Origin of the sequence: Pseudomonas sp. SJZ077 (genome assembly GCF_007993905.1) — a bacterium.
In the GTDB taxonomy this organism is placed as follows: domain Bacteria; phylum Pseudomonadota; class Gammaproteobacteria; order Pseudomonadales; family Pseudomonadaceae; genus Aquipseudomonas; species Aquipseudomonas mandelii.
Genome location: NZ_VIUJ01000020.1, coordinates 54420 through 80264 on the forward strand (window position 1 = coordinate 54420; position 25845 = coordinate 80264).

Consider the following 25845-nt stretch of genomic DNA (forward strand, 5'->3'; position numbering starts at 1 on the left):
GCTATGACCTCACGCGCCAGTTGAGGTCGGGGTTGATACAGCCATATTGCGTTTTAATAGGTCGCGCATCTGATTTGCGATCTGATTTGCTTCCTCCGCGGTCAATCCTGGCTGCCTTGCTTTCCTGATAAGTACTTCCAGGCTATCCGTGTGTTGACTTGCCGATAGCCTAGTAATGGTGTCTAAAAACTGTTGTTCAAGGTTGTCGCCGTCAATCAGCCATTCCTTTTCCGCCAAAGCCTTGAGCAGACGCCCCTGTTCAGTCCCGTGCCAGCGGGCCATCAACTGAATAGAGTTTAGCTTAGGATTTTTTTGCACGGCCTCGATCAGCGCTACCAGCAACTGAGCGTAGGTATTGCTCTCATTGGCGAAGTGGTTGGCGGTTTCGACCTTGCTAGCCAGATCGGGGTGATGAATGAGCGTGCGAAGTGCGATCAGGGTTGGGGCTTCCACAGCAATCGGTGTGCGCGGGGCGCTAGGTTGATCGCGATCACCGCCTCGCTTGCCGTTTTTGTCCCAGGGCTTCTTGTCCCACTTCTTGCCGCCCGCTCCGGGTTTCTTCGGCGTCCATTCCTGCTGCGGCACATACATCTCTTGTGCCTGCGGCTGATGGTAGTCGCTGTAATCCGGCATGGCGTCGTAATCGACGCCCGGGTCGTATGCCGGCGGCGCATCTTGAGGTGCGCTTTGAACCAGTTGGCTCACGGCTTCACCGCTGAGGCCGGTAATTTCGGTCAGGCGCTGACGCATCAAGATGCGCAGGTTGGCGCCAGGGACCTTGTCGATCAGCGGCGCGGCGAGGGTGGCCATGTGGGCCTTGCCTTCGAGCGAGCGCGGGTCCGATTCCTCGGTCAGTTGCTGAAAGAAATAATCCGCTAACGGTTGGGCGTGCTGGTTGATTCGCGCGCGGAAAGCGTCAGTGCCTTCGGAGCGGACCAGCGTGTCGGGGTCTTCACCTTCGGGCAGGAACAGAAAGCGCGCGCGCCGCCCGTCTTGCAGGCACGGCAGGGCAGCTTCCAGTGCGCGCCACGCAGCGTTGCGGCCGGCCTGGTCGCCGTCGAAGCAAAAAAGCACGTTAGGCACGACGCGAAACAGCCGCTTCAAGTGTTCTTCGCTGGTGGCGGTGCCCAGGGTCGCGACGGCATTGCGCAAGCCTTGTTGGGCGAGGGCAATGACGTCCATGTAGCCTTCGACGACGATGATTTCGTCGAGGTTGCGGTTGTTCTTGCGTGCTTCATAAAGGCCGTAGAGTTCCTGGCCTTTATGGAATACGGGGGTTTCCGGTGAGTTCAGGTATTTCGGCTTGTCGTCGCCCAATACCCTGCCGCCGAAAGCAATGATGCGTCCGCGGCTGTCGCGGATCGGGAACATCACGCGATCGCGAAAGCGGTCATAGCGTTTGCCGGTTTCGGCGTTCTCGATCAGCAGGCCGGCGTCGACCATGGCTTTTTGTTGCAGGGTGTCGCTGCTCAAGTGCTTGAACAGATTGTCCCAACCGGGCGGCGCGAAGCCGAGGCCGAAGTCCCGGGCGATTTCGCCGGTCAGCCCACGACCTTTCAAATAATCCACAGCCGCTTTGCGCGATGGATGGCTTTTCAGGGCTTGCCGGTAGAAGTCGGCGGCTGCAGTCAGCAGCGGGTAAAGCGGCGAATCAGTCGGTTGCCGCGGTTTGTGCGGCCGACCGCTTTCTTCGCGGGGGATTTCCATGCCCGCGGCTTTGGCCAGTTCTTCGACAGCCTGGACGAAATCCAGGTTGTCGTGGTCCATCATGAAGCCGAGGGCGTTGCCGCCCGCGCCGCAGCCGAAGCAGTAATAGAACTGCTTGTCGGGGCTGACGCTGAAGGACGGGGTTTTTTCTTTATGAAAAGGGCAGCAGGCGGTGTAGTTTTTACCGGCCTTTTTCATTTGCAGGCGCGAGCTGACCACATCGACGATGTCGGTGCGGTTCAGAAGGTCGTCAATGAAGCTCTGGGGAATTAGCCCGGCCATGGCGTTCTCGTCATCTGCGCTGAAATGGACCCAAAACGATGAGCGGCCGAACGCAGGTCGTTGTTTGAGGCGCGCAAAATGTGCGGCTCGACCGGTGTCGTCTGCGTAATCGCTGTCGGGAAGTGTATCTGCCGAAAATCCACTGACGTTAGTACCAATCAGTATTCGACTATACGAAAGTATTTCGCTGAAATCCGCTGCGGCCAGTCGAGGGCCTCGGATAGCTCATAAGCGGGCACGCAAGAAGGTGCCTTGGGCTGATCGTCGTAAGAGGAATCAGTGGGTGTGCTCGTCAGTAGCCTTGGAAGGCTCGTCAGAAAAGACGTGCACCGCTGGCAAAAAAGCCAGGTCTGACGCTGCGAAGCAGGTTTGTCTCGGTCGCGTCTGCGGCTTTGACGGTGAAGCATCAAGCGTTTTCCGCAAATGCCATTAGCCCGGCTGAGGGCCGGGCTTGGCAGAAGCTTGCTACGAACGTCTGTGTATTAGTACAGACGAACGGCGCGGCGCTGTTCGCGCTGAACTTTCTTCGCGTGACGCTTAACAGCGGCTGCTGCTTTGCGCTTACGCTCGGAAGTAGGCTTCTCGTAGAATTCGCGGCTACGAACTTCAGCCAGTACACCGGCTTTTTCGCAGGAGCGCTTGAAACGACGCAGAGCTACGTCGAAGGGTTCGTTCTCTTTTACTTTGACGGCTGGCATCCAGAGCTACCTTCATTCATTACCGGGGTCAACATCCTCGCGGCAAAAGAGCACTTGAAGACGTCGGTTTTTAAGGGTTGCGGATGTTAACTCCTCATCGACCGGAATGCAAAGCCTCTGATCGAAAACCGCTAGTCGGGGCATCCCATGGCGACTATTATGCGCGCCTTCGAATTCAGCCTAAACAAGGCGCAAACCCATGCTAGTACTGGGATTAGAAACCTCCTGCGACGAAACCGGTGTCGCATTATATGACAGTGAACGCGGCCTGCTGGCCGACGCGCTGTTCAGTCAGATCGACCTGCACCGCGCCTATGGCGGTGTAGTGCCGGAGCTGGCCTCGCGCGACCACGTCAAACGCATGCTGCCCTTGATTCGTCAGGTGTTGGCCGAAGCTGACTGTGTGCCGACCGAGATCGATGCCATCGCTTATACCGCGGGTCCTGGCCTGGTCGGTGCCTTGCTGGTGGGCGCCTCTTGCGCTCAGGCGCTGGCCTTTGCCTGGGGCATTCCGGCCTTGGGTGTGCACCACATGGAAGGTCACTTGCTGGCGCCGATGCTGGAGCCGCAGCCGCCACAATTCCCGTTCGTCGCTTTGTTGGTGTCGGGTGGTCATACGCAGCTGGTTCAGGTCGACGGTATCGGTCACTACACGCTCTTGGGCGAGACCCTCGATGACGCCGCCGGTGAAGCGTTCGACAAGACCGCGAAGATGATGGGCCTCAATTATCCGGGCGGTCCGGAAATCGCCAAGCTGGCGGAGCGGGGCGTTTCAGGACGTTTCACTTTTCCGCGTCCCATGTGCGACCGCCCGGGCCTGGCGTTCAGCTTCAGTGGCTTGAAAACCTTCGCCCTGAACACTTGGCAGCAGAGCGTCAGCGCCGGGGACGACAGCGAGCAAGCCCGTTGCGACATCTCGCTGGCGTTCCAGCAGGCCGTGGTGGAGACTTTGACCATCAAGTGCAAGCGCGCCCTGAAACAAGCGGGCATGAAGCGTCTGGTGATCGCTGGGGGCGTCAGCGCCAACAAGGCGCTGCGCACCTCCCTGGAAAAGATGCTCGGCGACATGAAGGGCGACGTGTTTTATGCCCGTCCGGAGTTCTGCACCGACAACGGCGCGATGATTGCGTTTGCCGGTTGCCAGCGCTTGCAGGCCGGTCAGCACGAAAGCCTGGCGATCAGCGTGCAGGCGCGCTGGCCGATGGAGCAACTGTCGGCGCTGTGATGAGCGGGGCTCATGTCCGGTATTTAAAAATGCCGTTCGCGCCCGGCAAACAGGTCGCGTAGATTGCCGCGATGACGCCAGACGATCAGCCCCGTGAGTGCGCTCATGGGTAGCAGTGCCGCAGGTGCTTGCCAGGCCAGCAGCGGTAGGGTCAGCGGCGTGGCGATCAATGCGGCGAGGGAGCTGGTGCGGGTCAGGTAGAACGTCAGCAACCAGGCGCAAACCGCCAGCAATGCAGCTGGCGGATACAGGCCCAGGAGCATTCCGGCCGCGGTGGCGACACCCTTGCCACCGCGAAAGCGAAAGTACAGCGGGAACAGGTGGCCGATCACGGCACAGACGCCGATCCAGGCCTGTTCTTGCAGCGAAAGACCCGCAACACCGGCGATCAACACCGGCAACAGGCCTTTGCAGAGGTCGCCGATCAGGGTCAGGATGGCGAGTTTCTTGCCGGCCAGGCGCAACATGTTGGTGGCGCCGGCATTGCCCGAGCCACTCATTCGCGGATCGGGGTTACCGGTCAGGCGGCTGAGCAAAATGGCGAAGGACAGAGAGCCGAGCAGGTAGGCGAGGGTCGCCAGTAACCAAAACATGCTAACTATTCCGGGCGAGGACGCCCTGATTCTAACGGCGCATTGCGCCCTTGTCGTGCAGCGGAGAAAAGTGCTTGGACAGAGTGTTTATCGAGGGCCTGGAAGTCGACACCGTGATTGGTGCCTACGACTGGGAACGAGGCATCCGACAGTGCCTGCGACTTGATCTGAGCTTCGCCTGGGATAATCGCCCGGCAGCGGCAGGCGATGACCTGACCCTGGCGCTCGATTACGCGAGCGTTTCGTCGCGCATCCAGGCCTTTGCCGAGCAGGCACAGTTCCAACTGGTCGAGACCTTTGCCGAGCGTCTGGTTGAAGTATTGATGAGCGAATTCAAGATCACCTGGATGCGCCTCAAACTGACCAAGCCTGGCGCCGTCCCGGCGGCCACCGGTGGTGTGGGCGTGGAGATCGAGCGCGGATGTCGCTGACTCAGGTGTATCTCGGGCTCGGTAGCAATATCGAGCGCGAAACCCATTTGCAGGCGGGCCTGGAAGCCCTGGCAGGCTTCCTGGTGGATATCCGTTGCTCGGCGGTGTTCGAAAGCCAGCCAGTGGGGATCAAGAGCGGTCCGTTCTTCAATTTCGTGGTGTCGGCTTACACCGATTTGCCGCTGATGGAGCTGGACCGTCGATTGAAATTCATCGAGGCGGACAATGGCCGGTATGCGCCCGACCGCAAGGGTTTGCCGCTGGATATCGACGTGCTGCTGTTTGGCGATCTGGTGGGCAATTTCGATGGATTGATCCTGCCGCGGGCAGAGATTCTGAAAAATGCCTTTGTGCTATGGCCGTTGTCCCTGATTGCGCCGGACAGAGTGCATCCGGGGGTAGGCAAAAGCTTTGCGACGTTGTGGCGTGAGGCACAGATTGATCAGGTGTTGGCGCCGGTGGCGTTTGAGTGGCGCGGTGAACAGCTGACACCTTCGAGTTTGTTGTGAGGCGGATGACGCCTTCGCGGGCAAGCCTCGCTCCTGCAGGTTTTGCGTCGTTCGCCCCATCGCAAACGACTTGGATCTTGCAGGCGCGAGGCTTGCCCGCAAAGCTTTTCAGGCAGACGCCGCCTCTTTGTAGGCCTTCAGCGCTTTTAGTCGCTCACGCTTGATCGCCTCACCCAGCTCCGGCCCCTTGAATCCCTTCTCCAGCAACGGCTGTACCGCCACGTTCCGCGCCGCAGTCGCCGCTCCGCGTAAATAATCCGCCTGTGGGTAACTTCTCTGCTCCAGCCCTTTGCGGCCGCGGGCGTCCATCTCGCACGCCGCAATGAACTCTTCAAGCCGCTGCGGCCGACGGTAAACGTCAAAACTCTGCAGCAGGTCCAGTAACGTAGAGGGTTTCAGCTCCAGGGCGCGGTGGCCGTGGGTGTGGTACTGACCCACCAGCAATGCCAATTCCTGACAATCTTTCGGTGCCTTGAACCGTTCATTCACCACTTTGATCAGCTTCAGGCCCGTGTGCTCATGGGCAATGTGGCGTGGCCATTCTTCCTCGGGCGTGAGCCCTTTGCCCAGATCATGCAGCAGGCATGCCCAGCGCACGGTCAGCGGCTGTTTGTGCTGCGCCGCTTGCTCAAGGACGCTCAGGGTGTGCACCCCCGTGTCGATCTCAGGGTGATGGGCTGCCGGTTGCGGCACGCCGAACAGAGCATCAACTTCCGGCATTAACGCTTTGAGCGCGCCACATTCACGCAGCACCTCAATGAACACCCGTGGCTGATCTTCCATCAGTGCACGGGAAATCTCTTTCCAGCTGCGTTCCGCCGTCAACGCCTTCAGTTCACCTGATTCGCTGAGTTGGCGCATCAGCTCCAAAGTTTCAGGCGCAACGGTGAAGCCCAGTCCTGCGTATCGGGCTGCGAAGCGGGCAACGCGCAGGACACGGAGCGGATCTTCGGCGAACGCGGGGGAAACGTGACGAAGAACTCGGGCTTCGAGATCGCGCTGGCCGTGGTAAGGATCGGTCAGATTCTGCTGATCATCTTCGGCCATGGCGTTGATTGTCAGGTCGCGACGGATCAGGTCTTCTTCGAGGGTGACTTCGGGGCTGGCATGAAAGGTGAAACCGCCGTAACCACGTCCGCTTTTGCGTTCGGTACGGGCGAGGGCGTATTCCTCACCGCTCTTGGGGTGAAGAAATACCGGAAAGTCGGCACCCACGGGGCGATAACCCTGGGCGAGCATTTCTTCAGTGGTGGCACCGACCACGACCCAGTCGATATCGGTGACAGGTTTGCCCAGCAGGCGATCGCGTACCGCGCCGCCGACTTTATAAATCCGCATAAAAAACCTCCGTTAGCTCGACAGAATAACCTTTGCGTCGAACTTCCGGAGGCAGAAACAGGATCAAAGATGAATGACAGCCAAGTCCAGCCGGCCGTAATCCCCCTCGCTATGCTCGCTTCTGGGCGGGACATGGTGAACTTTCATGACCTGGTCGCCTTGCAGCGTTTCCAGGTGAATGTCGAAGCCCCACAGCCGGTGCAGGTGCTTGAGCACTTCCTCGGTGGACTCGCCCAACGGTTTGCGGTCGTGCTGCTGGTGACGCAAGGTCAGGGAGCGGTCGCCACGCCGGTCGATGCTGTAGATCTGAATATTGGGCTCTCGATTACCCAGGTTGTACTGCGCGGCCAGTGTTTCGCGAATGGTGCGGTAGCCACCTTCATCGTGAATGGCCGGGACCAGCAGGTCGTCCTTTTGGTCGTCATCGAGAATGCTGAACAATTTCAGGTCGCGGATCACCTGCGGTGACAGGTACTGCAGGATGAAGCTTTCGTCCTTGAAGCTGCTCATGGCGAACTTGATGCTCGACAGCCAGTCGGTACCGGCTATCTCAGGGAACCAGCGGTAATCCTCCTCGGTAGGGTGTTCACACATGCGGCGGATGTCCCGGTACATGGCAAAACCCAAGGTGTAGGGGTTGATGCCGTTGTAGTAGGGGCTGTCGAAGCCGGGTTGGTAGACCACGCTGGTGTGGGACGTCAGAAACTCCATCATGAAGCCGTCGGTAACGAGGCCTTCGTCATACAGGTCGTTCATCAGCGTGTAGTGCCAGAACGTGGCCCAGCCTTCGTTCATGACCTGGGTCTGGCGTTGCGGGTAGAAATATTGGGCGATCTTGCGCACGATGCGCACGATTTCCCGCTGCCAGGGCTCCAGCAGCGGCGCGTGTTTTTCGATGAAGTACAGGATGTTTTCCTGAGGTTCGGCGGGGAAGCGCGCGTTGTCCTTGTCGCTGTACTTGTCGGCCCCTTTTGGAATGGTCCGCCACAAATCGTTGATCTGTTTCTGCAAGTGCTCTTCCCGATCCTTCTGCCGGCGGCGCTCTTCTTCAGCCGAAATCGGATATGGGCGTTTGTAGCGGTCGACCCCGTAGTTCATCAGCGCATGGCAGGAATCCAGCAGGTCCTCCACTGCATCGATGCCGTGGCGTTCTTCGCATTGCATGATGTACTGCTTGGCGAAAACCAGGTAATCGATGATCGAGCTGGCGTCGGTCCAGGTGCGGAACAGGTAATTGCCCTTGAAGAAGCTGTTGTGGCCATAGCAGGCATGAGCGACCACCAGGGCCTGCATACAGATGGTGTTTTCTTCCATCAGATAGGCGATGCATGGGTCTGAATTAATCACAATCTCGTAGGCCAGCCCCATCTGCCCACGGCTGTAGGACTTCTCGGTGCTGAGGAAGTGTTTGCCATAGGACCAATGGTGATAACCCAGTGGCATGCCGACGGAGGCGTAGGCGTCCATCATCTGCTCGGCGGTGATCACTTCGATCTGGTTAGGGTACGTATCCAGGGCATAACGAGCCGCCAGGCGACTGATTTCTTTGTCATAGGCCTGGATCAGCTCGAATGTCCATTCTGAGCCGGTGGAAATGGGTTGGCGCTTCTGCTCTTTGGCGGTCATGTCACTAACCTGCGCTGGAAGAGTTCACGGAAGACCGGGTAGATATCCCCGGCCGAGACCAGTTGCTGCTGGGCAAAAGTGTCAGAGAAGGCTTCAGCGATGCGTTCGTATTCGAACCACAAAGCCTGGTGTTCGCGCGGGGTAATCTCAACGTAAGTGTAGTACTGCACGAACGGCATGATCTGGTTGATCAGAATGTCGCGGCAGATCGGCGAATCGTCGTTCCAGTTGTCACCGTCGGAGGCCTGGGCCGCGTAGATGTTCCACTCATTGCTCGGATAACGCTCGGCCATGATTTCCTGCATCAGTTTCAAGGCGCTGGAGACGATGGTGCCGCCGGTTTCCCGGGAGTAGAAGAACTCTTCCTCATCCACTTCGCGGGCGCTGGTGTGGTGGCGGATGAAGACGACGTCGATTTTGTCGTAGTTACGCTTGAGAAACAGGTACAGCAGGATGAAAAAGCGCTTGGCGATGTCTTTGGTCGCCTGGGTCATTGAGCCGGACACGTCCATCAGGCAGAACATCACCGCCTTGGAGCTGGGGTTCGGCTGCTTGATGAGCAAGTTGTACTTGAGGTCGAAGGTATCGAGAAAGGGAACGCGATGGATGCGCGCACTGAGTTTTTCGATTTCTGCTTCGATCTCCTGAATATCGCCGAAGTTATCCGGTTCATCCCGCTTGAGTCGCAGCAGTTCTTCTTTGGCTTCCCGTAACTTTGCCCGGCTGCTGCCAGACAGGGCGATTCGCCGGGCATGGGCCGAGCGCAGGGTACGGATGATGTTGATTCGCGACGGGTTACCTTCGTTGCTGATACCCGCGCGCACGGTCTTGAAGGTGTCGGTGCCGGTCAGGTTGCGCTTGACCAGGTTCGGCAGTTCGAGGTCCTCGAACATGAATTCGAGGAATTCCTCCTGGGTGATCTGGAAGACGAACTCGTCCATCCCTTCGCCCGAGTTGCCTGCCTTGCCTGGGCCTCTGCCGCCACCACCGCCTGGCGGACGGGCAATGTGTTCGCCGCTGGTGAATTCCTTGTTGCCGGGGTGCACGACGGTCTGCTTGCCACCACGTCCATGGTGAAGCACCGGCTCGTCGATGTCGCGGCCGGGGATGCTGATCTGTTCGCCGTGTTCCATATCGGTAATGGAACGCCGACTGACCGCCTCTTCGACGGCCTTTTTGATGTGATCACGATAACGCCGCAGAAACCGCTGACGGTTCACCGTGCTCTTGTTCTTGCCATTGAGACGTCGGTCGATCACATAGCTCATAGGCCCCTCCGGGCGGCTTCAAGTTGTGAGCTACAAGCTGCAAGTAGAAGCTGCCCGGATATCAGGGCTTACGCGCTTTTTCTTGCCGCTTGTAGCTTATGGCTTGCCGCTGCGTCATTGCGATTTCCGGACCCGCAGGTACCACTCGGACAGCAGTCGTACCTGTTTGTCGGTGTAGCCCCGCTCGACCATCCGTGTGACGAAGTCGTTGTGCTTCTGCTGGTCCTCTTTGCTGGCCTTGGCATTGAAGCTGATGACAGGCAGGAGGTCCTCGGTGTTGGAGAACATTTTCTTCTCGATGACCACCCGCAGTTTTTCGTAGCTGAGCCAGGTCGGGTTCTTGCCATTGTTGTTGGCCCGGGCGCGCAAGACGAAGTTGACGATTTCGTTGCGGAAATCCTTCGGATTGCTGATGCCGGCCGGTTTTTCTATTTTCTCAAGCTCTTCGTTCAGCGCGACGCGGTTGAGGATTTCGCCGGTTTCCGGATCTCGGTATTCCTGGTCCTGGATCCAGAAGTCTGCGTACAGCACGTAGCGATCGAAGATGTTCTGGCCATACTCGCTGTAAGACTCGAGATAGGCAGTCTGGATCTCCTTGCCGATGAATTCGATATAACGCGGTGCCAGGTATTCCTTGAGGAAGCGCAGATAGCGTTCACGGGTCTCGGCCTGGAATTGTTCCTGTTCGATCTGTTGTTCCAGCACATAGAGCAAATGCACCGGGTTGGCGGCGATTTCGTGCGGATCAAAGTTGAAGACCTTGGACAGGATCTTGAAAGCAAACCGGGTCGACAGACCGTTCATGCCTTCGTCGACACCGGCGTTGTCGCGGTATTCCTGGATCGACTTGGCTTTCGGATCCGTGTCTTTGAGGTTCTCGCCGTCATACACACGCATCTTGGAATAGATGTTGGAGTTTTCCGGCTCCTTGAGGCGTGAGAGCACGGTGAACTGGGCGAGCATTTTCAGGGTGTCGGGTGCGCAATGGGCCTTGGCCAGAGAGCTGTTGAACAGAAGCTTGTCGTAGATCTTCACCTCGTCGCTGACCCGCAGGCAGTACGGCACTTTGACGATATAGATCCGGTCGATGAAGGCTTCGTTGTTCTTGTTGTTGCGGAAGGTGTGCCATTCCGATTCGTTGGAGTGAGCCAGCAGGATCCCGGTAAACGGAATCGCCCCGAGGCCTTCGGTACTGTTGTAGTTGCCTTCCTGGGTGGCGGTCAGCAATGGGTGCAGCACCTTGATTGGCGCCTTGAACATTTCGACGAATTCCATCAGGCCCTGGTTGGCCCGGCACAGCGCGCCTGAATAGCTGTAGGCATCAGCGTCGTTCTGTGGGTATTCCTCCAGTTTGCGGATGTCGACCTTGCCCACCAGCGCCGAGATGTCCTGGTTGTTTTCATCGCCCGGTTCGGTTTTGGCCACCGCGATCTGGTTGAGGATCGACGGATAGAGTTTCACCACGCGGAACTGGCTGATGTCGCCGCCGAATTCGGCCAGGCGCTTGGTGGCCCATGGAGACATGATGGTATTGAGGTAGCGCCGCGGAATGCCGAAGTCTTCTTCGAGGATCGCACCATCTTCAGTGGCGTTGAACAGACCCAGCGGCGACTCGAATACCGGCGAGCCCTTGATGGCGTAGAAGGGCACTTTCTCGATCAGTTGTTTGAGCTTCTCGGCCAGGGACGATTTACCGCCACCGACGGGGCCGAGCAGATAGAGGATTTGTTTCTTCTCTTCCAGGCCCTGAGCGGCATGGCGGAAATACGACACGATCTGGTCTATGCATTCTTCCATCCCGTGGAAGTCTTCAAAGGCCGGATAGCGGCGGATCACCTTGTTGGAAAAGATTCGCGACAGTCTCGAGTTGGTCGAGGTGTCGAGCAGCTCCGGTTCTCCGATGGCCAGCAATAGACGCTCGGCGGCGGAGGCGTAGGCGCTGCGGTCCTGTTTGCACAGCTCAAGATACTCTTGCAGCGAGAGTTCTTCCTGGCGTGTGGACTCGAAGCGTTGTTGGAAGTGGCTAAAGATACTCATGACGTCACCTCGCTCGATACGTGGAGCCGACGCCGGATCATTCAGTCGATGCTGGCAGCAACCGGATATGCAGTCGCTGTTTACCCCCCAGAACTCTTTCGAAGCTGACGACCTCGAAAGCTACTCCCGATGACCCGCGCGCCGGTGTACCGGCTCTCCCCTGTTTTGGATGGCCTGCGCTTAAGGATAGTTGCTTATTCAGGAGGTAAAGGCGAGATACGTAATTAGTTGTGGCAGACCGTTCGTCTGCCACCGCGCGAGCCCACAGGGGACGGGGCTTGCACGTTACAAAAAAATTATTCGGAAGTGCCTTGCGCCGTTTCCGCAGGATAAGTCGTACGCCACAGCTCAAAACCGCCATCCATGCTGTACACGTCGGAAAAGCCCTGGCTGATCAGGTATGCGGCGGCGCCCTGGCTGGAATTGCCGTGATAGCAGACCACCACGGTCGGTGCGTCCAGATCGGCCGCCTGAATGAAGGCATGCAGGGAATGATTGTCCAGATGCTTCGAGCCGCTGATGTGCAGGGCGGCATAGGTCGCGGGGTCACGGACATCGACCACCACGGCGCCTTGTGCGCGCAGGGCCTGTGCCTGTTCTGGGGGGATACGTTTGAATTCGCTCATGGCGGGCTCCTGTGGCTCGGCTGAAAGCGCAGTCTAGCGCTGGGCGCTGGCTGGCGTTTGTTCGCTAGTTCGTGGGGCGACTGGCGGCGCGGCGGCATGGCCATGCTCGTCGCATTTGCAGGACAGGCGTTCGCCGCTGTCGACGTTCATCATCGTCAGGGCACCGCCCCAGACGCAACCCGTGTCGAGCGCAGAGATGCCCGGTTCGTTGCACTGGCCTTCAAGCGCGGCCCAGTGCCCGAAAATGATTTTCACGCCTTTGGTCTTGCGTTCCCTGTGCTGGAACCAGGGTTTGTAGCCGGGTGGCGCAGTGCCCAGGCCTTCCTTGCTCTTGAGGTCCAGCTTGCCTTCGGCCGTACAGAAACGCATGCGGGTGAAATAGTTGGTGATCACCCGAAGGCGCGTGACGCCTCTGAGGTCGCTGTCCCATTTCGCCGGATCGTTGCCGTACATGCCGTCGAGGTAGGGCGGCAGCAGATTGTCGTCGCGCAGCGCCGTCTCGACCTCGGCGGCGTACTTCAGTGCTTTGCGCAGCGACCATTGCGGGGGAATACCGGCATGCACCAGCGCAACGTTACGTTGTTCGTCGTAATGCATGAGTTTTTGCTGGCGTAGCCATTCCAGCAGCTCGGCGCAATCGGGGGCTTCGATAATTTCGCGTAGGGTATCGGTTTTCTTCAGGCGTTCGATGTTCTTACCGGCGGCCAGCAGGTGCAGGTCATGGTTGCCTAGCACGCACACCAGCGATTCGCGGATGCTGTAGAGAAAACGCAGGGTTTCCAGCGACTGCGGGCCACGGTTGACCAGATCGCCCACCAGCCACAGGCGATCCTTTGCAGGGTCGAAAGCGACTTTTTTGAGCAGGCATTGCAGGGCTTCAAGGCAGCCTTGAAGGTCTCCGACGGCATACGTCGCCATCAGTGCAGGGCTCCGGGCACCGCCAGGCGGAATGGCGCGATAACGGCGTCAAAGTGTTTGCCGTCGTCGGCGATCATTTCATAAGTACCCTGCATCGTACCGACCTTGGAGGTCATGACGGTGCCGCTGCTGTAGGTATGGCTCTTGCCTGGTTCGATCAACGGTTGTTGGCCGACAACGCCCGCACCGCGAACCTCTTCGACATGCCCGTCGCCATCGGTGATGACCCAGTGCCGAGACAGCAGTTTGGCCGGTAGCTTGCCATTGTTGTGCACGGTAATGGTGTAGGCAAAGGCGAAGCGGTTGTGCTCGGGTTGCGATTGTTCTGCCAGATAGCGGGTGACGACGCTGACGTCGACCTGATAACGAGGATCGGACATGCAAGAGGCCTTAAAAGCGAAGCGGGACGCGGGGCGTAGCTGATGGAGCTCAGTCTAGGCCAAGTATCGGGTAGTAAACCAGACATGGGCGCTGGTGTCCTACCCGATAACGCTCGTCGGCTGTCAGTCGACGGCGGGGGTAGCCAGGACTTGTTCGCTGAGCTTGTCGGCAAGGCGCACGAAGGCGGCAAGGTCGAGCTGCTCTGGACGAAGGCTGCCGTCGACACCGGCTGCCGTGATTTCGTCGTTGCTCAGCAGCAACTTGAGGGTATTGCGCAGGGTTTTGCGGCGCTGGTTGAAGGCTTCGCGCACAACACGCTCCAGCAGCTTGTGATCCTTGGCCGGGTGCGGCAGCACCGCGTGAGGCACCAGGCGCACGATGGCCGAATCGACTTTCGGTGGCGGATTGAACGCACCCGGGCCAACGTTGAACAGATGCTCAACCCGGCAGTGATACTGAACCATGATCGACAGACGGCCCCAGTCACCGCCACCAGGGCCCGCCGCCATACGCTGGACCACTTCCTTTTGCAGCATGAAGTGCATGTCGCGAATCAGGCTGGCGTTGTGCAGCAAGTGAAAAATCAGCGGCGTAGAGATGTTGTACGGCAGGTTGCCGACGACCCGAAGGCTGCCCGGCGCTGCGTTCAGGCTGTTGAAATCGAACTTCAACGCGTCGCCCTGATGCAGGTTGAAGTTGCTCTTGCCGGCGAACTGCTGATTGAGGATCGGGATCAGGTCTTTGTCCAGCTCCACCACGTCCAGTTGCGCGCCGCTGCCCAGCAGGCCCTGGGTCAGTGCACCCTGGCCCGGGCCGATTTCCAGCAGGCGGTCCTCAGGCTTGGCGTGGATGGAGCGCAGGATGCGGTCGATAACGCCGGCATCGTGCAGGAAGTTCTGGCCAAAACGCTTGCGCGCTCGGTGTTGGTAATGTTCGGTCATAAACGGGTCTCGGCCATCTGGTAGGCGGTTTCCAGGGCGACTTGCAGGCTGCCGGTGTCGATGTTGCCGCTGCCGGCCAGATCCAGGGCAGTGCCGTGGTCGACCGATGTGCGGATGATCGGCAAGCCCAGGGTCACGTTGACTGCCGCGCCGAAGCCTTTGTATTTCAGCACAGGCAGGCCCTGGTCGTGGTACATCGCCAGCACCGCGTCGCAGTGCTCCAGATATTTGGGGGTAAACAGAGTGTCGGCGGGCAGGGGGCCGCGAAGGTCCATGCCCTCGCCGCGCAGGCGCTCTAATGTAGGTTCGATGATGTCGATTTCTTCATGGCCCAGATGTCCGCCTTCACCGGCGTGCGGGTTTAGCCCGCAGACCAGGATGCGTGGCCGGGCGATGCCGAACTTTTGTTGCAGGTCGGAGTACAGAATGCGTGTGACCCGTTCCAGACGCTCCGGGGTGATTGCATCGGCAATCTCCCGAAGGGGCAGGTGAGTGGTGACCAGCGCCACGCGCAAGCCGCGGGTGGCAAGCATCATCACCACTTGTGCGGTATGGGTCAGGTCAGCGAGAAATTCGGTGTGCCCGGAGAAGGCAATGCCCGATTCATTGATCACGCCCTTGTGCACGGGGGCGGTGATCATGCCGGCGAAATGCCCGTCGAGGCAGCCTTGGCCCGCACGGGTCAGGGTTTCCAGAACGAAAGCCGCATTGGCCTTGTCCAGTTGCCCGGCGATGACCGGTGCATTGAGCGGGGTATCCCAGACATACAGGCTGTTGGCGGGTGCCGGGGCATCCGGCCAACTGTCCGGTGTTACCGGCAGCAAATCGACGACCACACCCAGCTGCGCGGCCCGCTCAAGGAGCAGGTCGCGGCTGGTTATGGCAATCAGGGGATGTGGCTGGGCTTGCGAGGCGAGCAGCAGGCACAGGTCAGGACCTATGCCGGCCGGTTCGCCGGGTGTCAGCGCGAAACGCTTGGGTTTCACTGCGCTGCCTGGTCTGCACCAGGGAGTTTGATCTCTACATACGCTTCGTCACGGATCTGACGCAGCCAGGTTTGCAGCTCTTCGTCGTATTTGCGGTTACGCAGTACGGTCATCGCCTGCTGCTCACGGGCCTGGGTCGTGCTGTCGGTGGCGCGGCGGCCAAGGACTTCCAGAACGTGCCAGCCGTATTGAGTCTGGAACGGCTTGGACAGTTGACCTTGCGGGGTCTTGGCCATCACTTCGCGGAACTCGGGCACCAATGCGTTCGGGTCGATCCAGTTCAGGTCGCCACCGTTGAGGGCGGAACCCGGGTCTTCCGAGAAGCTTTTCGCCAGTTCGCCGAAATCTTCGCCTGCTTCGATTCGGGTGTAGAGCGATTCAGCCAGGGCTTTGGTTTTTGCTTCGTCACGAATCGGGCTCGGCTTGACCAGGATGTGACGCACGTGCACTTCGTCACGGGTCTGGGTCTCACCGCCACGCTTGTCGAGGATCTTCAGGATGATGAAGCCCCCCGGCGTGCGCATTGGCTGGGTAATGTCGCCAACGGTCATGGTGCTCAACATGCGATCGAACGGAGGTGGCAGTTGAGCGGCTTTACGCCAGCCCATGTCGCCGCCTTCCAGTGCGGTTTCGCTGGCGGATTTGGCAATTGCCAACTGACCGAAGTCAGCGCCTTGCTTGAGTTGCTGGTAAACCGCGTCCGCTTGCTTGGCTGCATTCTGAATTGCATCGGAGTTGGCGCTTTCCGGCGTAGGAATCAGGATGTTGGCCAGACGGAATTCTTCGGACAGCTGCATTTTGCCGAGGTCGGAAGCGAGGAAGTTCTTCACTTCCTGTTCAGACACTTGAATGCGCTCGGCCACACGACGCTGGCGCACTCGGCTGATGATCATTTCGCGACGAATCTGGTCCCGTGCGTCCTCATAAGAGAGGCCGTCACGAGTCAGGGCAGCACGGAACTGATCAATCGACATGTTATTGCGCTGGGCAATGGTGCCGACAGCCTGGTTCAGTTCTTCATCGGTAATGCGGATGCCGGAACGCTCGCCGATCTGCAATTGCAGGTTTTCGACGATCAGACGCTCAAGCACCTGCTGATCCAGCACGCCGGCCGGCGGAACCGCAGAACCGCGTTTGGCGATGGTTTGCTGAACTTCGTGAACACGCTGGTCCAGTTGGCTTTGCATGACCACGTCGTTGTCGACAATGGCCACCACTTTATCGATGGACTGTACCGCGGCGTTCGCCGCAGTACCCAGGAACAGCGCGCCCAGCACTAGCGGGCGCAGACAATCAGAAAGCTTGGTCTTCACGTTCACGATAACCTTGGATGCCTTTGTCGAGGAAGCTCTCTACTTTGGCGCCGGTGAGGCCGCCGAGACCTTTCAGAACGATTTGTAGGAAGACGCCGTGGTCGCCTTTTTCGTTTTGCGGGGCATCTTGACTGAACTCGTCATAGGAAACCCAGTAACGGTTGATCAGGCGCAGTTTCCAGCAGCAGTTGTCGTACTCGAAACCACCGAAGGCTTCCAGGGTACGGTTGCGGTTGTAGTCATACTGCCAGCGGCTGATGGCGTTCCATTGCGGCACGATTGGCCAGATCACCGAGAAGTCGTGCTGTTGGATTTTGTAGTAGTCCTTCACGTAGCCAGGTTGGCCTGGGGTGCCGTAATCACCACCGCCCACCGACCATTTACCGCTGTTCTGGTCGTAACGGACCTGGTCATTGCGATAGCGATAACCGGCGTTGATGACCTTGTTCGGGTTGTCCTCAGGCTGGTAGTGGAACATCGCGCTGCCCGAGCGAGGGCTGCGGCTGTCCGGGTCCCAGTTGTAATCGGCCGTGGTGCGCCAATCGCGGTTCCAGCGGTATTCGTATTCCAGCGCATAAGGCGACACGTTGGAGTGCGCATCGTCGCGGGTCTTTGCATCGATACCCGGCAACTGAACTTCGCGGTCCTTGAAGTACAAGGCCTGGCCGACACTGATGCGTTGACGTTCGAAGCCGTTGTCTTCGATCCAGCGGCTGGTCACGCCCAACGACAGTTTGTTCTCGTCACCGACGCGGTCGGAGCCGGAGAAACGGTTATCACGGAAGAGCGACGCATAGTTGAAGGTGTATTCGCTGGTATCAAATACCGGAATGTCTTCCTGATCGGTCTCTGGTACGTACAGATAGAACAGGCGCGGTTCGAGAGTCTGACGGTAGTTCTTGCCAAACCATTGCGTATTGCGATCGAAGTAAAGCCCGCTGTCGACACTGGCGATCGGCACGCCACGGTTCTGATTGCTGTCAAACTTTCCGAGTAGCCTGTCCTGTTCTGCGGTCTGGTTGGAAACAAAGGTTTTGCCCCTGTTGTCCAGATCCAGGCTGTATTGGGTGTACTGGTACTTGAGCGTCGGCTTCAGGAAGCCGTAAGTCCAGTTCAGAGGCAGACTGACGGCTGGCGCAAGGTTGAGACGATCACCTGTAGCGCGTGCCAAGCCAACAACGTTCGTGTCTAGGCGCGGAGTCACGTTCCCGTCTTCGTCGGTGAAAGTGCCGTTTTTCAAGTCGCGATCAAACCGTACCAGCTCGGTCTGGTAATCAAAGTTCAGGCCGGCCGGTTGAGTTGGTAGCCGGCCCGCAAACGTAATCTGTGGCAAGCGGTTATACGGTGTAATGTTCGACACCGTTGCAAGCTGATAGGCCTGTGCATTCAGTTGAGCGTAGTAACTATCGCCACGGTAAGTGACGGAGCCTTGCTGGTTAACATAATCGGCGCTTTTTATACCAATCTGATCAGTCTGCAAGTCTTGAAAGTAATACGGATCGCTGATCTTAGTGTAATCAACCTGCGTGAGGACCCGCGAATCCAGACCACCCTTGTGCTGCCAGTTATACATGTAGCGGTTTTTCTGGTAGTCGGTCTGCTTGCTGCGATCGGTATCTTCGTCGTTGAGGTACGCAGCACCGAACTGACCTTCGCTGGACGGGGTCAGGTAGCGGAACTCGCCTTCCATCAACAAGCCGCGCTTGCTCATGTAGCGCGGATACAACGTGGCATCGTAGTTCGGTGCCAGGTTGAAGTAATACGGTGTGACCAGCATGAAGCCGGTATCGCTGCCCGTGCCGATAGTCGGCGGCAGGAAGCCGGACTGGCGACGGTCATCGATCGGGAAATAGATGTACGGCGTGTACAGGACAGGAATGTCCTTGACCCGCAGTGTCACGTTGGTCGCGGTACCGAAGCCGGTCGCCGGGTTCAAGGTGATGTTGTTGCCCTTGAGCTGCCAGGCGTTGCTGTTCGGTTCGCACGTGGTGTACGTACCATCCTTGAGGCGGATGATCGCGTTTTCGGCACGTTTGGCGTACAGCGCGTTACCGCGGATACGGGATTTGTGCATCACGTATTCGGCGTTATCGACCTTGGCTTCACCGGTATCGAGCTGCACGTCGGCGTGGTCGCCCACGATCAGTGCGCCGTTGTCGCGAATGCGCACGTTGCCGCTCAGTTCGCCACGGCTCTCGGCCTGGTAAAGATTCGCTTCGTCGGCTTCAACCTGCATGCTGCCCTGGCGCATGACGACGTCACCGGCCAGGGTCGCGACTTGCTCTTCCTGCTTATAGCGGGAGGCTTTCGCGCCGATAAAGGTTGGAGCGTCACTTTTATTCGTCTTGTCATTCATGCCAGGACGAATCGGTTCGATATAGGAACCAGAGCAGTAAGGACCGGTCTCTGCCAGTTGCGCTGCCGTGAGGTTCTCGCGCGGAACCCAGTCGAGGTGACTGTAGTCTGCACTACGCGACTTCAGGCCGCGGCCTTTGGACTCGGTAACCAGCACAGGCTTGGCGCCAGTGTCTTCACTGGTGCCACTTTCGGACGCAGGTTCGCCGGTGGCGGAAACTGCGCTGCCGTCATGGACGGGACGCGGAGGCAATGCCGCCGCTGGCGCTTTTGGCGCACAGTCCCAGGCACCCGAAGCAGAGACTGAGCAGTCATACTGTTCCGCGGCGACCACGAAAGAAGTGGCTAGGGGTTGCAGGGCCAGCAGACTGCCGGTAACCAACAACGGAAATTTTTTACGAAACGCGGGGGATTTCAATGCCATCTTATTAGTCCGGGCTTCCTGCGTGCCATCTGCCCGCGGTGTGGGCCGCACGCCTCTCGATGGTCTGAAAAAGATGCTGGATAATAAAGCATGACCCGCTTGACGGCTAGCGCCGTCGGAGACCCTTGCAATGCCTGACCAAGATGTACGTTTGCAACACCTGAAAGTTTGGCTCGATGAGCAGTTGGCTATCCTCTTTGCAGAACAGGGCTGGGGCGTCGTACCCCCGGCCACATTGACCGCGGCCAGTAGTGACGCGAGTTTTCGGCGCTATTTCCGGTGGGAAGGCGAAGGCAGAAGTTTCGTCGTGATGGACGCGCCACCGCCCCAGGAAAACTGCAAACCCTTCGTGGATATCGCTTTTTTGTTGGCGAAGTCCGGAATAAATGTGCCGAAAATTTATGCCGAAGACCTCGAACGCGGATTTCTTTTGCTCAATGACCTGGGCAACAAGACTTATCTGGACGTAATTGATAGCGAAAACGCCGACGATTTGTTCAAGGATGCCCTGCAAGCATTGCTGGCTTTCCAGCAATTGCCGATGGTCGCGCCGTTGCCGAGTTACGACGTGGCTTTGCTGCGTCGTGAGCTGGAGCTGTTCCCCGAGTGGTACGTGAAGCGCGAGTTGGGCATCGAATTCGACTCGGCGCAGCAAACGCTCTGGCAGCACGTGACTGAGCTGCTGATCGACAGCGCCCTGGCCCAGCCTAAAGTGCTGGTGCATCGCGACTATATGCCTCGCAACCTGATGCTCAGCGAGCCGAACCCCGGCGTGCTGGATTTCCAGGACGCGGTCTACGGCCCGGTGACCTATGACGTCACTTGCCTGTTCAAGGACGCTTTCCTCAGTTGGCCCGAGGAGCGTGTACAAGCCTGGCTGGAAAATTACTGGCAGCAAGCGGGTGCGCTCGGCATTCCCGTGCAGCCTGATTTTGAAGACTTCCTGCGCGCCAGCGACCTGATGGGCGTGCAGCGTCATCTGAAAGTGATCGGCATTTTCGCCCGCATCTGTCATCGCGACGGCAAGCCGCGCTACCTGGCCGATGTGCCGCGCTTCTTTGCTTATATAGATGCAGTGATCGCCCGCCGTCCTGAGCTGGCCGAGCTGGATGTGTTGCTGCTGAGCCTGCGTGCTGGAGCCCCTGCATGAAGGCGATGATTCTGGCGGCCGGCAAAGGCGAGCGCATGCGCCCGCTGACCCTGACCACACCCAAACCGCTGGTTCGTGCTGGCGGCGTGCCTCTGATCGAGTACCACTTGAAAGCCCTGGCAAACGCCGGGTTTACCGAGATTGTGATCAACCACGCCTGGCTCGGTCAGCAGATCGAAAGCTACTTGGGTGACGGCTCGCAATACGGCCTGCGTATTCAGTACTCACCGGAAGGGGAGCCACTGGAAACCGGCGGCGGTATCTTCCGCGCATTGCCTCTGCTGGGCGATGAAGCATTCCTGGTGGTCAATGGTGACATCTGGACTGACTACGACTTCAGCGTGCTGCATCAACCCATCGCCGGGTTGGCGCACCTGGTGCTGGCGGATAATCCAGCCCATCACCCTACCGGCGATTTCACGCTGGTCGACGGGCAAGTGCGCGACGGTCAGCCTGACGCCGACACCCTGACCTACAGCGGTATTGCCGTGCTGCATCCGCAACTGTTCGACGGTTGCTCGGCCGGCGCCTTCAAACTGGCGCCGTTGCTGCGCAAAGCGATGGCGGATGGACAGGTTACCGGCGAACGCCTGAGCGGATACTGGGTGGATGTCGGCACGCATGAACGCCTGGCTGAAGTTGAAACCCTGATAGAAGCGAGACGCTGAGATGCTGTGGCCAGGGACTCTGATTGGAGCCGGAGCGGGCTTTGCCATAGCCAGCATTCCGGGGGCCATGCTCGGTGCTTTGCTGGGACAGGCGCTGGATCGGCGCTTGCACCTGCAAAGCTGGGGGCATTTGCGTGAAAAGCTCGGCGGTCGTCCGATGCTGCGCAACGATGAACTGTTGTTCGTGTTGCTGGGGCGGTTGGCCAAGAGCGATGGACGCGTGGTGGATGGTCACATCCAGCAGGCTCGCCAGGAAATGCGTGCGCTGGAAATGACCGAATCGGCGCAGCGTCGTGCTATTGCCGCGTTCAATCGCGGCAAGTCGGGCCGTGACCGGTTGCGCGGGTATCTGCGGCGCTTGAGTGCTCAGCCCCACGCCGCGGAAGGCGTATTGCGCGCCTGTTGGCGCATGGTTTGGGCCGATGGGCGTGCGGGGAACAATGAACGTGAATTGCTGGCCCTGTGGGGCAAGTGGCTGGGCTGGACGCCGCAACAAGTACTGGCGCTGGCGGCTGACTACGATCAGCACAAGCGCCCGCAGGTCAGCAGCACCCTGACTTATCAGGATGCCTTGCAGCTGTTGGGGGTGTCGGCGACCAGCGAGCCGGCGCAGATCAAGCGTGCCTATCGACGCCTGCTCAGTCGCCATCATCCGGACAAGATTGCCGGCAGCGGTGCGACGGCGTTGCAGGTGCGTGAGGCGACGGACAAGACTCGCGAACTGCATACGGCTTATACGTTGATTCGTGAGCGGCGGGATTTTCGGTAGCTGGAAAGATTCGTGTCGCCAGGGATACCGTCTTCGCGGGCAAGCCTCGCTCCTACAGGTTTCGCGTCATACAGCACAGAACCTGTAAGAGCTAGGCTTGCTCGCGATGGGGGCGACGCGGTCTTTCAGTCCGCCGCCTTCTGCGGATTCAACCACCCGCGCACCCGGCGCACCAGTTGCTCTTGCTCGGCCTTGGCGTCACCGGGCAACGCCTTGAGCGACACCTGGCTGAACGCTGAAGACTTCAAGCGCTTGCTGGCCTGCATCCGTGCCAGTGCTGCGTTGCGATCCAGCGGCTTATCCATGTAGAAGATATCTGCCGTCGGCAGCTTCAGTGTCGGCGTCAGTTCGACCAGTTCGGGTTTCGCCGCGGCAGGCGTCTGTGCCGCGACCATCACAAATTTTTCCACTTGCGACGGCTGCTTCTCGCTCAAATAACGCGCGGCCCAATAAGCACCTGTGCCATGGCCCAACACCACGATGCTGCGAGCGCTTTGCTGTTCGGCATACGCAATGGCCGCATCAATTCGAGCAAAGATGCGTTCGGCGGCGGCCTTTGACTGTTCCTCAGTGGTTTCGGCGATGGCCTTGTCGGCAACTTCCGCTTCACCACCTGCCGCTTGCTCAATGGGAGCTGCCGTGGTCGAGTCCTTGCTGCCGGTTTCCGGCGCCTTGAGCGTTGGCGGCATTTCCATGACGCGTGGTGCAATGGCGTCGCTTTGCACGTCCGGCAAGGTGATACTCAGGCTGCTCCACTTCGCGTCGGGCAATTTGTTACGCAACGGGCTGATTGCTTGCGGCCAGTCAACGGTTTCACCTGCGCCTGGGATGATAATCACCGCGCCTTTGGGCTCGGCGGTGTTGGCCGGTTTCCACAGCGCAAGGAAGGTGTCGGCGCCGGCTTGCAGCTGTTGCTGTTCCTGCGCGGGGATTTTTCGCTCAAGTGCTGTCGTTTCTTCCTGGCTACGCTCAAGCAGTGGCTGGCGTTCGACCGGTTTTTCTTCTGCGGGTTTTTCCGCAGCGGCAGGTGCCGGGTCGGCCGCCTCGACGGAAAAGGCGCAAGGCAGGATCAGCGACAGGCACAATGCTGGCAATGCCAGGCGGTAGACAGGGGGCATCGGATATTCCAGGCCAGAAGTTATTCCGGCAGCCTAATGGGTTGGTCAGTATTTGTCAGTGTGTGAGACTTCGATGATGCGTTTTCGCTGCCTGTGGGTTATCGGCTGTTTGTGGTTTCCCTTGATGAGTTGGGCGGCTTCCGCGCCACCGACGCACGTCGCGCCCCTGTCGCTCCAGCAACAACAGTGGCTGGCAGCGCACGGAGAATTGCGTGTCGGGCTGGTGCTGCAGGCGCCTTACGCGCAATACGATCGCCGCTTGCAGCGCCTGTCGGGGGTCAACGTCGAGTTGATGAAATGGCTGGCCAAAGCGCTCAAGGTCGAGCTGAGCTGGCGTAATTTCCCCGACCTTGCGCAACTGGAAGCCGCCGCGCGCGAGGGTGAAATCGACATCGCTCCCGGGCTGACCCAAACCCCCGCCGGCTTGCGGTTCTGGCAATTCTCCGACCCCTACATGCGGGTGCCGCAACTGGTGGTCAGTGACCAGAAAAGCACCGGCGCGGTGGAGCTGGAAAAACTCGACAGCCAAACCCGCGTCGCTGTGCGCATGCCCAGTGCGACGGCTGACTATCTGCGCGGCAACTATCCCCACCTGAACCTGCAAGGCGTACCGACCGAGCGCCAGGCATTGCAATTGTTGCTGAGTCAGCAGGCCGGTTATGCCGTGGTCGATGAAGCGCAATTGGGGCGGCTGTCCGTCGAGCCCGAATTTGCCGGGCTGGTCGTGGTGGGTGACATCGGCTTGCCGCAATTGCTGCGAGTAGCCACTCGGCGGGACCAACCGGAACTGGCGGGCATCGTCGAAAGCGCGCTGCGGGCGATCCCGGCCAAGGACCTGGAGCAACTGCACAACCAATGGCTGCAACCCAAATACCCGCGCCTGACCGAGACCCCGGGCTTCTGGCAAAACCTCAGCCTGTTGATGGCGGTGTTGATGCTGAGCAGCATGGCCATCGTGTTCTGGCAGCGCCGCCAACAACACAGTCTGGAACAGCGACTATTGGAGGCGCGCGCGGACATCGCCCTGCGCGAGGCCAGCGAAGAGGCGTTGCGCCTCACGCAATTTTCCATCGATCAGAGCACCGTCGGCATCCTCTGGGTCAATTGGGACAGCCACGTGCGCTACGCCAACCGCGCGGCCGAAACCATGCTCGGGTATCCGGTCGGCGGCATCATGGATCGGCCGCTGATCGACTTTGAGCCGGGCCTGCACATGGACCGCTGGCTGAACCTGTGGAAGCGTGCCCGGGCCAGCGAAGAAGGGCCGCAAAGTTTCGAAACCAACTGTGTGCGAGCGGATGGCAGCATCCTGCCGACCGATGTTTCGTTGAGCTTTATGCGCTTTCGTGGTGGTGAATACCTGGTGGTCTACCTCAACGACGTCACCGAACGTCGTCGCGCCCTGGCGGCGTTGCAGGAAAGCGAAGCGCGGTTGCAGGGGATTGCGGCCAACGTTCCGGGATTGGTCTTCCGCCTTGAGCGGGCGCCGGTGACAGGGCAGATCGACTTTGCCTACATCAGCGAAGGCAGCGAGAGCCTGTCGGGTTATTCGCCGGCGACCCTGGCCCACCGTGACAAAGGCCTGCGCAGCCTGGTGCACCCGGACGACAAGGCCAGCTATCACCAGACTCAGGACCATGCGCTGGACACCGACAGTGACTGGTCGTGGCAGGGGCGGATTCTTACTCGTTCGGGCGAGCAGCGCTGGGCCGAGATCAAGGCCATCACTCGTCGGCTCGAAGATGGCGCCTATGTCTGGGACGGGATTGTCTGGGACATCAGCGAGAGCAAGCGCATCGAACTGGAACTGGCCAGTTCTCGCGAGCAACTGCGTGAGCTTTCCGCTCACCTGGAGAGCGTACGGGAAGAGGAAAAAGCGCGCATCGCCCGGGAAGTTCACGATGAACTGGGTCAGATGCTCACCGTGCTGAAGCTGGAAACCTCCATGTGCGAATTGGCCTACGCCCAGCTCGACCCTGGTCTGAACGAGCGCTTGAACAGCATGAAACGCCTGATTGCGCAGCTGTTCCAACTGGTGCGCGATGTGGCGACCGCGCTGCGACCACCGATTCTCGATGCCGGGATCGCCTCGGCGATCGAGTGGCAGGCCCGGCGTTTCGAGGCGCGCACGCAGATTCCATGTCTGGTGCAGGTGCCGGAGAACCTGCCGGTGCTCAGTGATGCCAAGGCCATTGGGCTGTTCCGAATCCTTCAAGAAGCGCTGACCAATGTCATGCGGCATGCCCAGGCGCATACTGTCGAACTGACATTGACGCTGGAAGGTGCCGAGTTGTGTCTGACGGTGAGCGATGATGGCGTAGGATTTGTCCCCGCCACGGGCAGGGCAACGTCCTTCGGTGTGGTCGGCATGCGTGAGCGGGTGTTGATCATGGGCGGGCGGTTGTCGCTGGAGAGTGAGCCGGGGGAGGGCACCACGTTGAGTGTGCGAGTGCCGGTGGATGAGGGCTGAAGTCTTCGTGGT

22 protein-coding genes are annotated in these 25845 nt (G+C 59.3%); 7 read left to right on the plus strand and 15 right to left on the minus strand.

Translation table 11 applies throughout. The features are described from left to right. Window positions 1–9 precede the first annotated feature (9 nt). A complete protein-coding gene (gene dnaG, locus FBY01_RS25035) occupies window positions 10–1989 on the minus strand; it encodes a DNA primase (RefSeq protein ID WP_010467152.1) in 1980 nt (659 codons plus the stop codon). Between the two features lie 482 nt (window positions 1990–2471). Next, window positions 2472–2687, minus strand: a complete 216-nt coding sequence (gene rpsU, locus FBY01_RS25040; RefSeq protein WP_002551877.1) for a 30S ribosomal protein S21 — start codon at window positions 2685–2687, stop codon at window positions 2472–2474. A gap of 199 nt (window positions 2688–2886) precedes the next feature. Between rpsU and tsaD the strand changes: the two genes are divergently transcribed. Beyond that, window positions 2887–3912: a tRNA (adenosine(37)-N6)-threonylcarbamoyltransferase complex transferase subunit TsaD gene (tsaD, locus tag FBY01_RS25045; protein ID WP_010467153.1), complete on the plus strand. Its 1026-nt coding sequence runs from the start codon at window positions 2887–2889 to the stop codon at window positions 3910–3912. Between the two features lie 23 nt (window positions 3913–3935). Here the strand turns inward: tsaD and plsY are convergent, their stop codons facing one another. Next, entirely contained in the window at window positions 3936–4505 is a 570-nt protein-coding gene (plsY, locus tag FBY01_RS25050) for a glycerol-3-phosphate 1-O-acyltransferase PlsY (RefSeq protein ID WP_077747307.1), read from the minus strand. Window positions 4506–4579: 74 nt separating this feature from the next. Between plsY and folB the strand changes: the two genes are divergently transcribed. Beyond that, entirely contained in the window at window positions 4580–4936 is a 357-nt protein-coding gene (gene folB, locus FBY01_RS25055; RefSeq protein WP_008051601.1) for a dihydroneopterin aldolase, read from the plus strand. Next, a complete protein-coding gene (folK, locus tag FBY01_RS25060; RefSeq protein WP_083375637.1) occupies window positions 4927–5445 on the plus strand; it encodes a 2-amino-4-hydroxy-6-hydroxymethyldihydropteridine diphosphokinase in 519 nt (172 codons plus the stop codon). Before folB ends, folK begins: the two co-directional genes overlap by 10 nt. A 108-nt stretch (window positions 5446–5553) precedes the next feature. Here the strand turns inward: folK and FBY01_RS25065 are convergent, their stop codons facing one another. The 11 genes from FBY01_RS25065 to FBY01_RS25115 form a co-directional block, all read right to left on the minus strand. Then, on the minus strand, window positions 5554–6783 hold the full coding sequence (locus FBY01_RS25065) for a multifunctional CCA addition/repair protein (protein ID WP_145309958.1): 1230 nt from the start codon (window positions 6781–6783) through the stop codon (window positions 5554–5556). A gap of 63 nt (window positions 6784–6846) precedes the next feature. Next, the gene (locus FBY01_RS25070; protein WP_077747309.1) at window positions 6847–8409 is read right to left on the minus strand and encodes a SpoVR family protein; all 1563 of its coding nucleotides are present in this window, start codon (window positions 8407–8409) and stop codon (window positions 6847–6849) included. Further along, window positions 8406–9677 carry a YeaH/YhbH family protein gene (locus FBY01_RS25075; RefSeq protein ID WP_010467159.1) on the minus strand — a complete coding sequence of 424 codons (1272 nt, stop codon included), beginning with the start codon at window positions 9675–9677 and terminating at the stop codon, window positions 8406–8408. The genes FBY01_RS25070 and FBY01_RS25075 overlap by 4 nt, the downstream gene beginning before the upstream one ends. 114 nt (window positions 9678–9791) lie before the next feature. Further along, window positions 9792–11714, minus strand: coding sequence for a PrkA family serine protein kinase (locus tag FBY01_RS25080; RefSeq protein ID WP_010467160.1), 1923 nt, complete (start codon window positions 11712–11714; stop codon window positions 9792–9794). Window positions 11715–12010: 296 nt separating this feature from the next. Continuing rightward, on the minus strand, window positions 12011–12340 hold the full coding sequence (glpE, locus tag FBY01_RS25085) for a thiosulfate sulfurtransferase GlpE (protein WP_077747310.1): 330 nt from the start codon (window positions 12338–12340) through the stop codon (window positions 12011–12013). Window positions 12341–12373: 33 nt separating this feature from the next. Next, complete coding sequence (locus FBY01_RS25090) at window positions 12374–13258, minus strand: symmetrical bis(5'-nucleosyl)-tetraphosphatase (RefSeq protein WP_145309960.1); 885 nt, start codon at window positions 13256–13258, stop codon at window positions 12374–12376. After that, window positions 13258–13638 carry a Co2+/Mg2+ efflux protein ApaG gene (apaG, locus tag FBY01_RS25095; protein WP_145309962.1) on the minus strand — a complete coding sequence of 127 codons (381 nt, stop codon included), beginning with the start codon at window positions 13636–13638 and terminating at the stop codon, window positions 13258–13260. Before apaG ends, FBY01_RS25090 begins: the two co-directional genes overlap by 1 nt. A 123-nt stretch (window positions 13639–13761) precedes the next feature. Further along, a complete protein-coding gene (gene rsmA, locus FBY01_RS25100; protein WP_010467164.1) occupies window positions 13762–14580 on the minus strand; it encodes a 16S rRNA (adenine(1518)-N(6)/adenine(1519)-N(6))-dimethyltransferase RsmA in 819 nt (272 codons plus the stop codon). Beyond that, window positions 14577–15566, minus strand: coding sequence for a 4-hydroxythreonine-4-phosphate dehydrogenase PdxA (pdxA, locus tag FBY01_RS25105; protein ID WP_102595386.1), 990 nt, complete (start codon window positions 15564–15566; stop codon window positions 14577–14579). Before pdxA ends, rsmA begins: the two co-directional genes overlap by 4 nt. Further along, window positions 15563–16879, minus strand: a complete 1317-nt coding sequence (surA, locus tag FBY01_RS25110) for a peptidylprolyl isomerase SurA (protein WP_010467166.1) — start codon at window positions 16877–16879, stop codon at window positions 15563–15565. The genes pdxA and surA overlap by 4 nt, the downstream gene beginning before the upstream one ends. Then, complete coding sequence (locus FBY01_RS25115; RefSeq protein ID WP_145309964.1) at window positions 16860–19658, minus strand: LPS-assembly protein LptD; 2799 nt, start codon at window positions 19656–19658, stop codon at window positions 16860–16862. Before FBY01_RS25115 ends, surA begins: the two co-directional genes overlap by 20 nt. A gap of 130 nt (window positions 19659–19788) precedes the next feature. On the opposite strand from FBY01_RS25115, the gene FBY01_RS25120 reads away from it, so the two are divergent. From FBY01_RS25120 to FBY01_RS25130, 3 genes are read left to right on the plus strand one after another with little or no spacing between them, the layout of a single operon-like run. After that, window positions 19789–20808 (plus strand): aminoglycoside phosphotransferase family protein, encoded by a 1020-nt coding sequence (locus FBY01_RS25120; protein WP_145309966.1) that lies wholly within the window; start codon window positions 19789–19791, stop codon window positions 20806–20808. Beyond that, window positions 20805–21476 carry an N-acetylmuramate alpha-1-phosphate uridylyltransferase MurU gene (gene murU, locus FBY01_RS25125; RefSeq protein WP_145309968.1) on the plus strand — a complete coding sequence of 224 codons (672 nt, stop codon included), beginning with the start codon at window positions 20805–20807 and terminating at the stop codon, window positions 21474–21476. Before FBY01_RS25120 ends, murU begins: the two co-directional genes overlap by 4 nt. Window position 21477: 1 nt before the next feature. Next, complete coding sequence (locus tag FBY01_RS25130) at window positions 21478–22245, plus strand: TerB family tellurite resistance protein (protein ID WP_077747316.1); 768 nt, start codon at window positions 21478–21480, stop codon at window positions 22243–22245. 125 nt (window positions 22246–22370) lie between these two features. Here FBY01_RS25130 and FBY01_RS25135 read toward each other — a convergent pair whose 3' ends face one another. Further along, window positions 22371–23363 carry an alpha/beta hydrolase family protein gene (locus FBY01_RS25135; RefSeq protein WP_077747317.1) on the minus strand — a complete coding sequence of 331 codons (993 nt, stop codon included), beginning with the start codon at window positions 23361–23363 and terminating at the stop codon, window positions 22371–22373. Window positions 23364–23436: 73 nt separating this feature from the next. Between FBY01_RS25135 and FBY01_RS25140 the strand changes: the two genes are divergently transcribed. Then, the gene (locus FBY01_RS25140) at window positions 23437–25833 is read left to right on the plus strand and encodes a PAS domain S-box protein (RefSeq protein ID WP_145309970.1); all 2397 of its coding nucleotides are present in this window, start codon (window positions 23437–23439) and stop codon (window positions 25831–25833) included. Window positions 25834–25845: the final 12 nt, after the last annotated feature.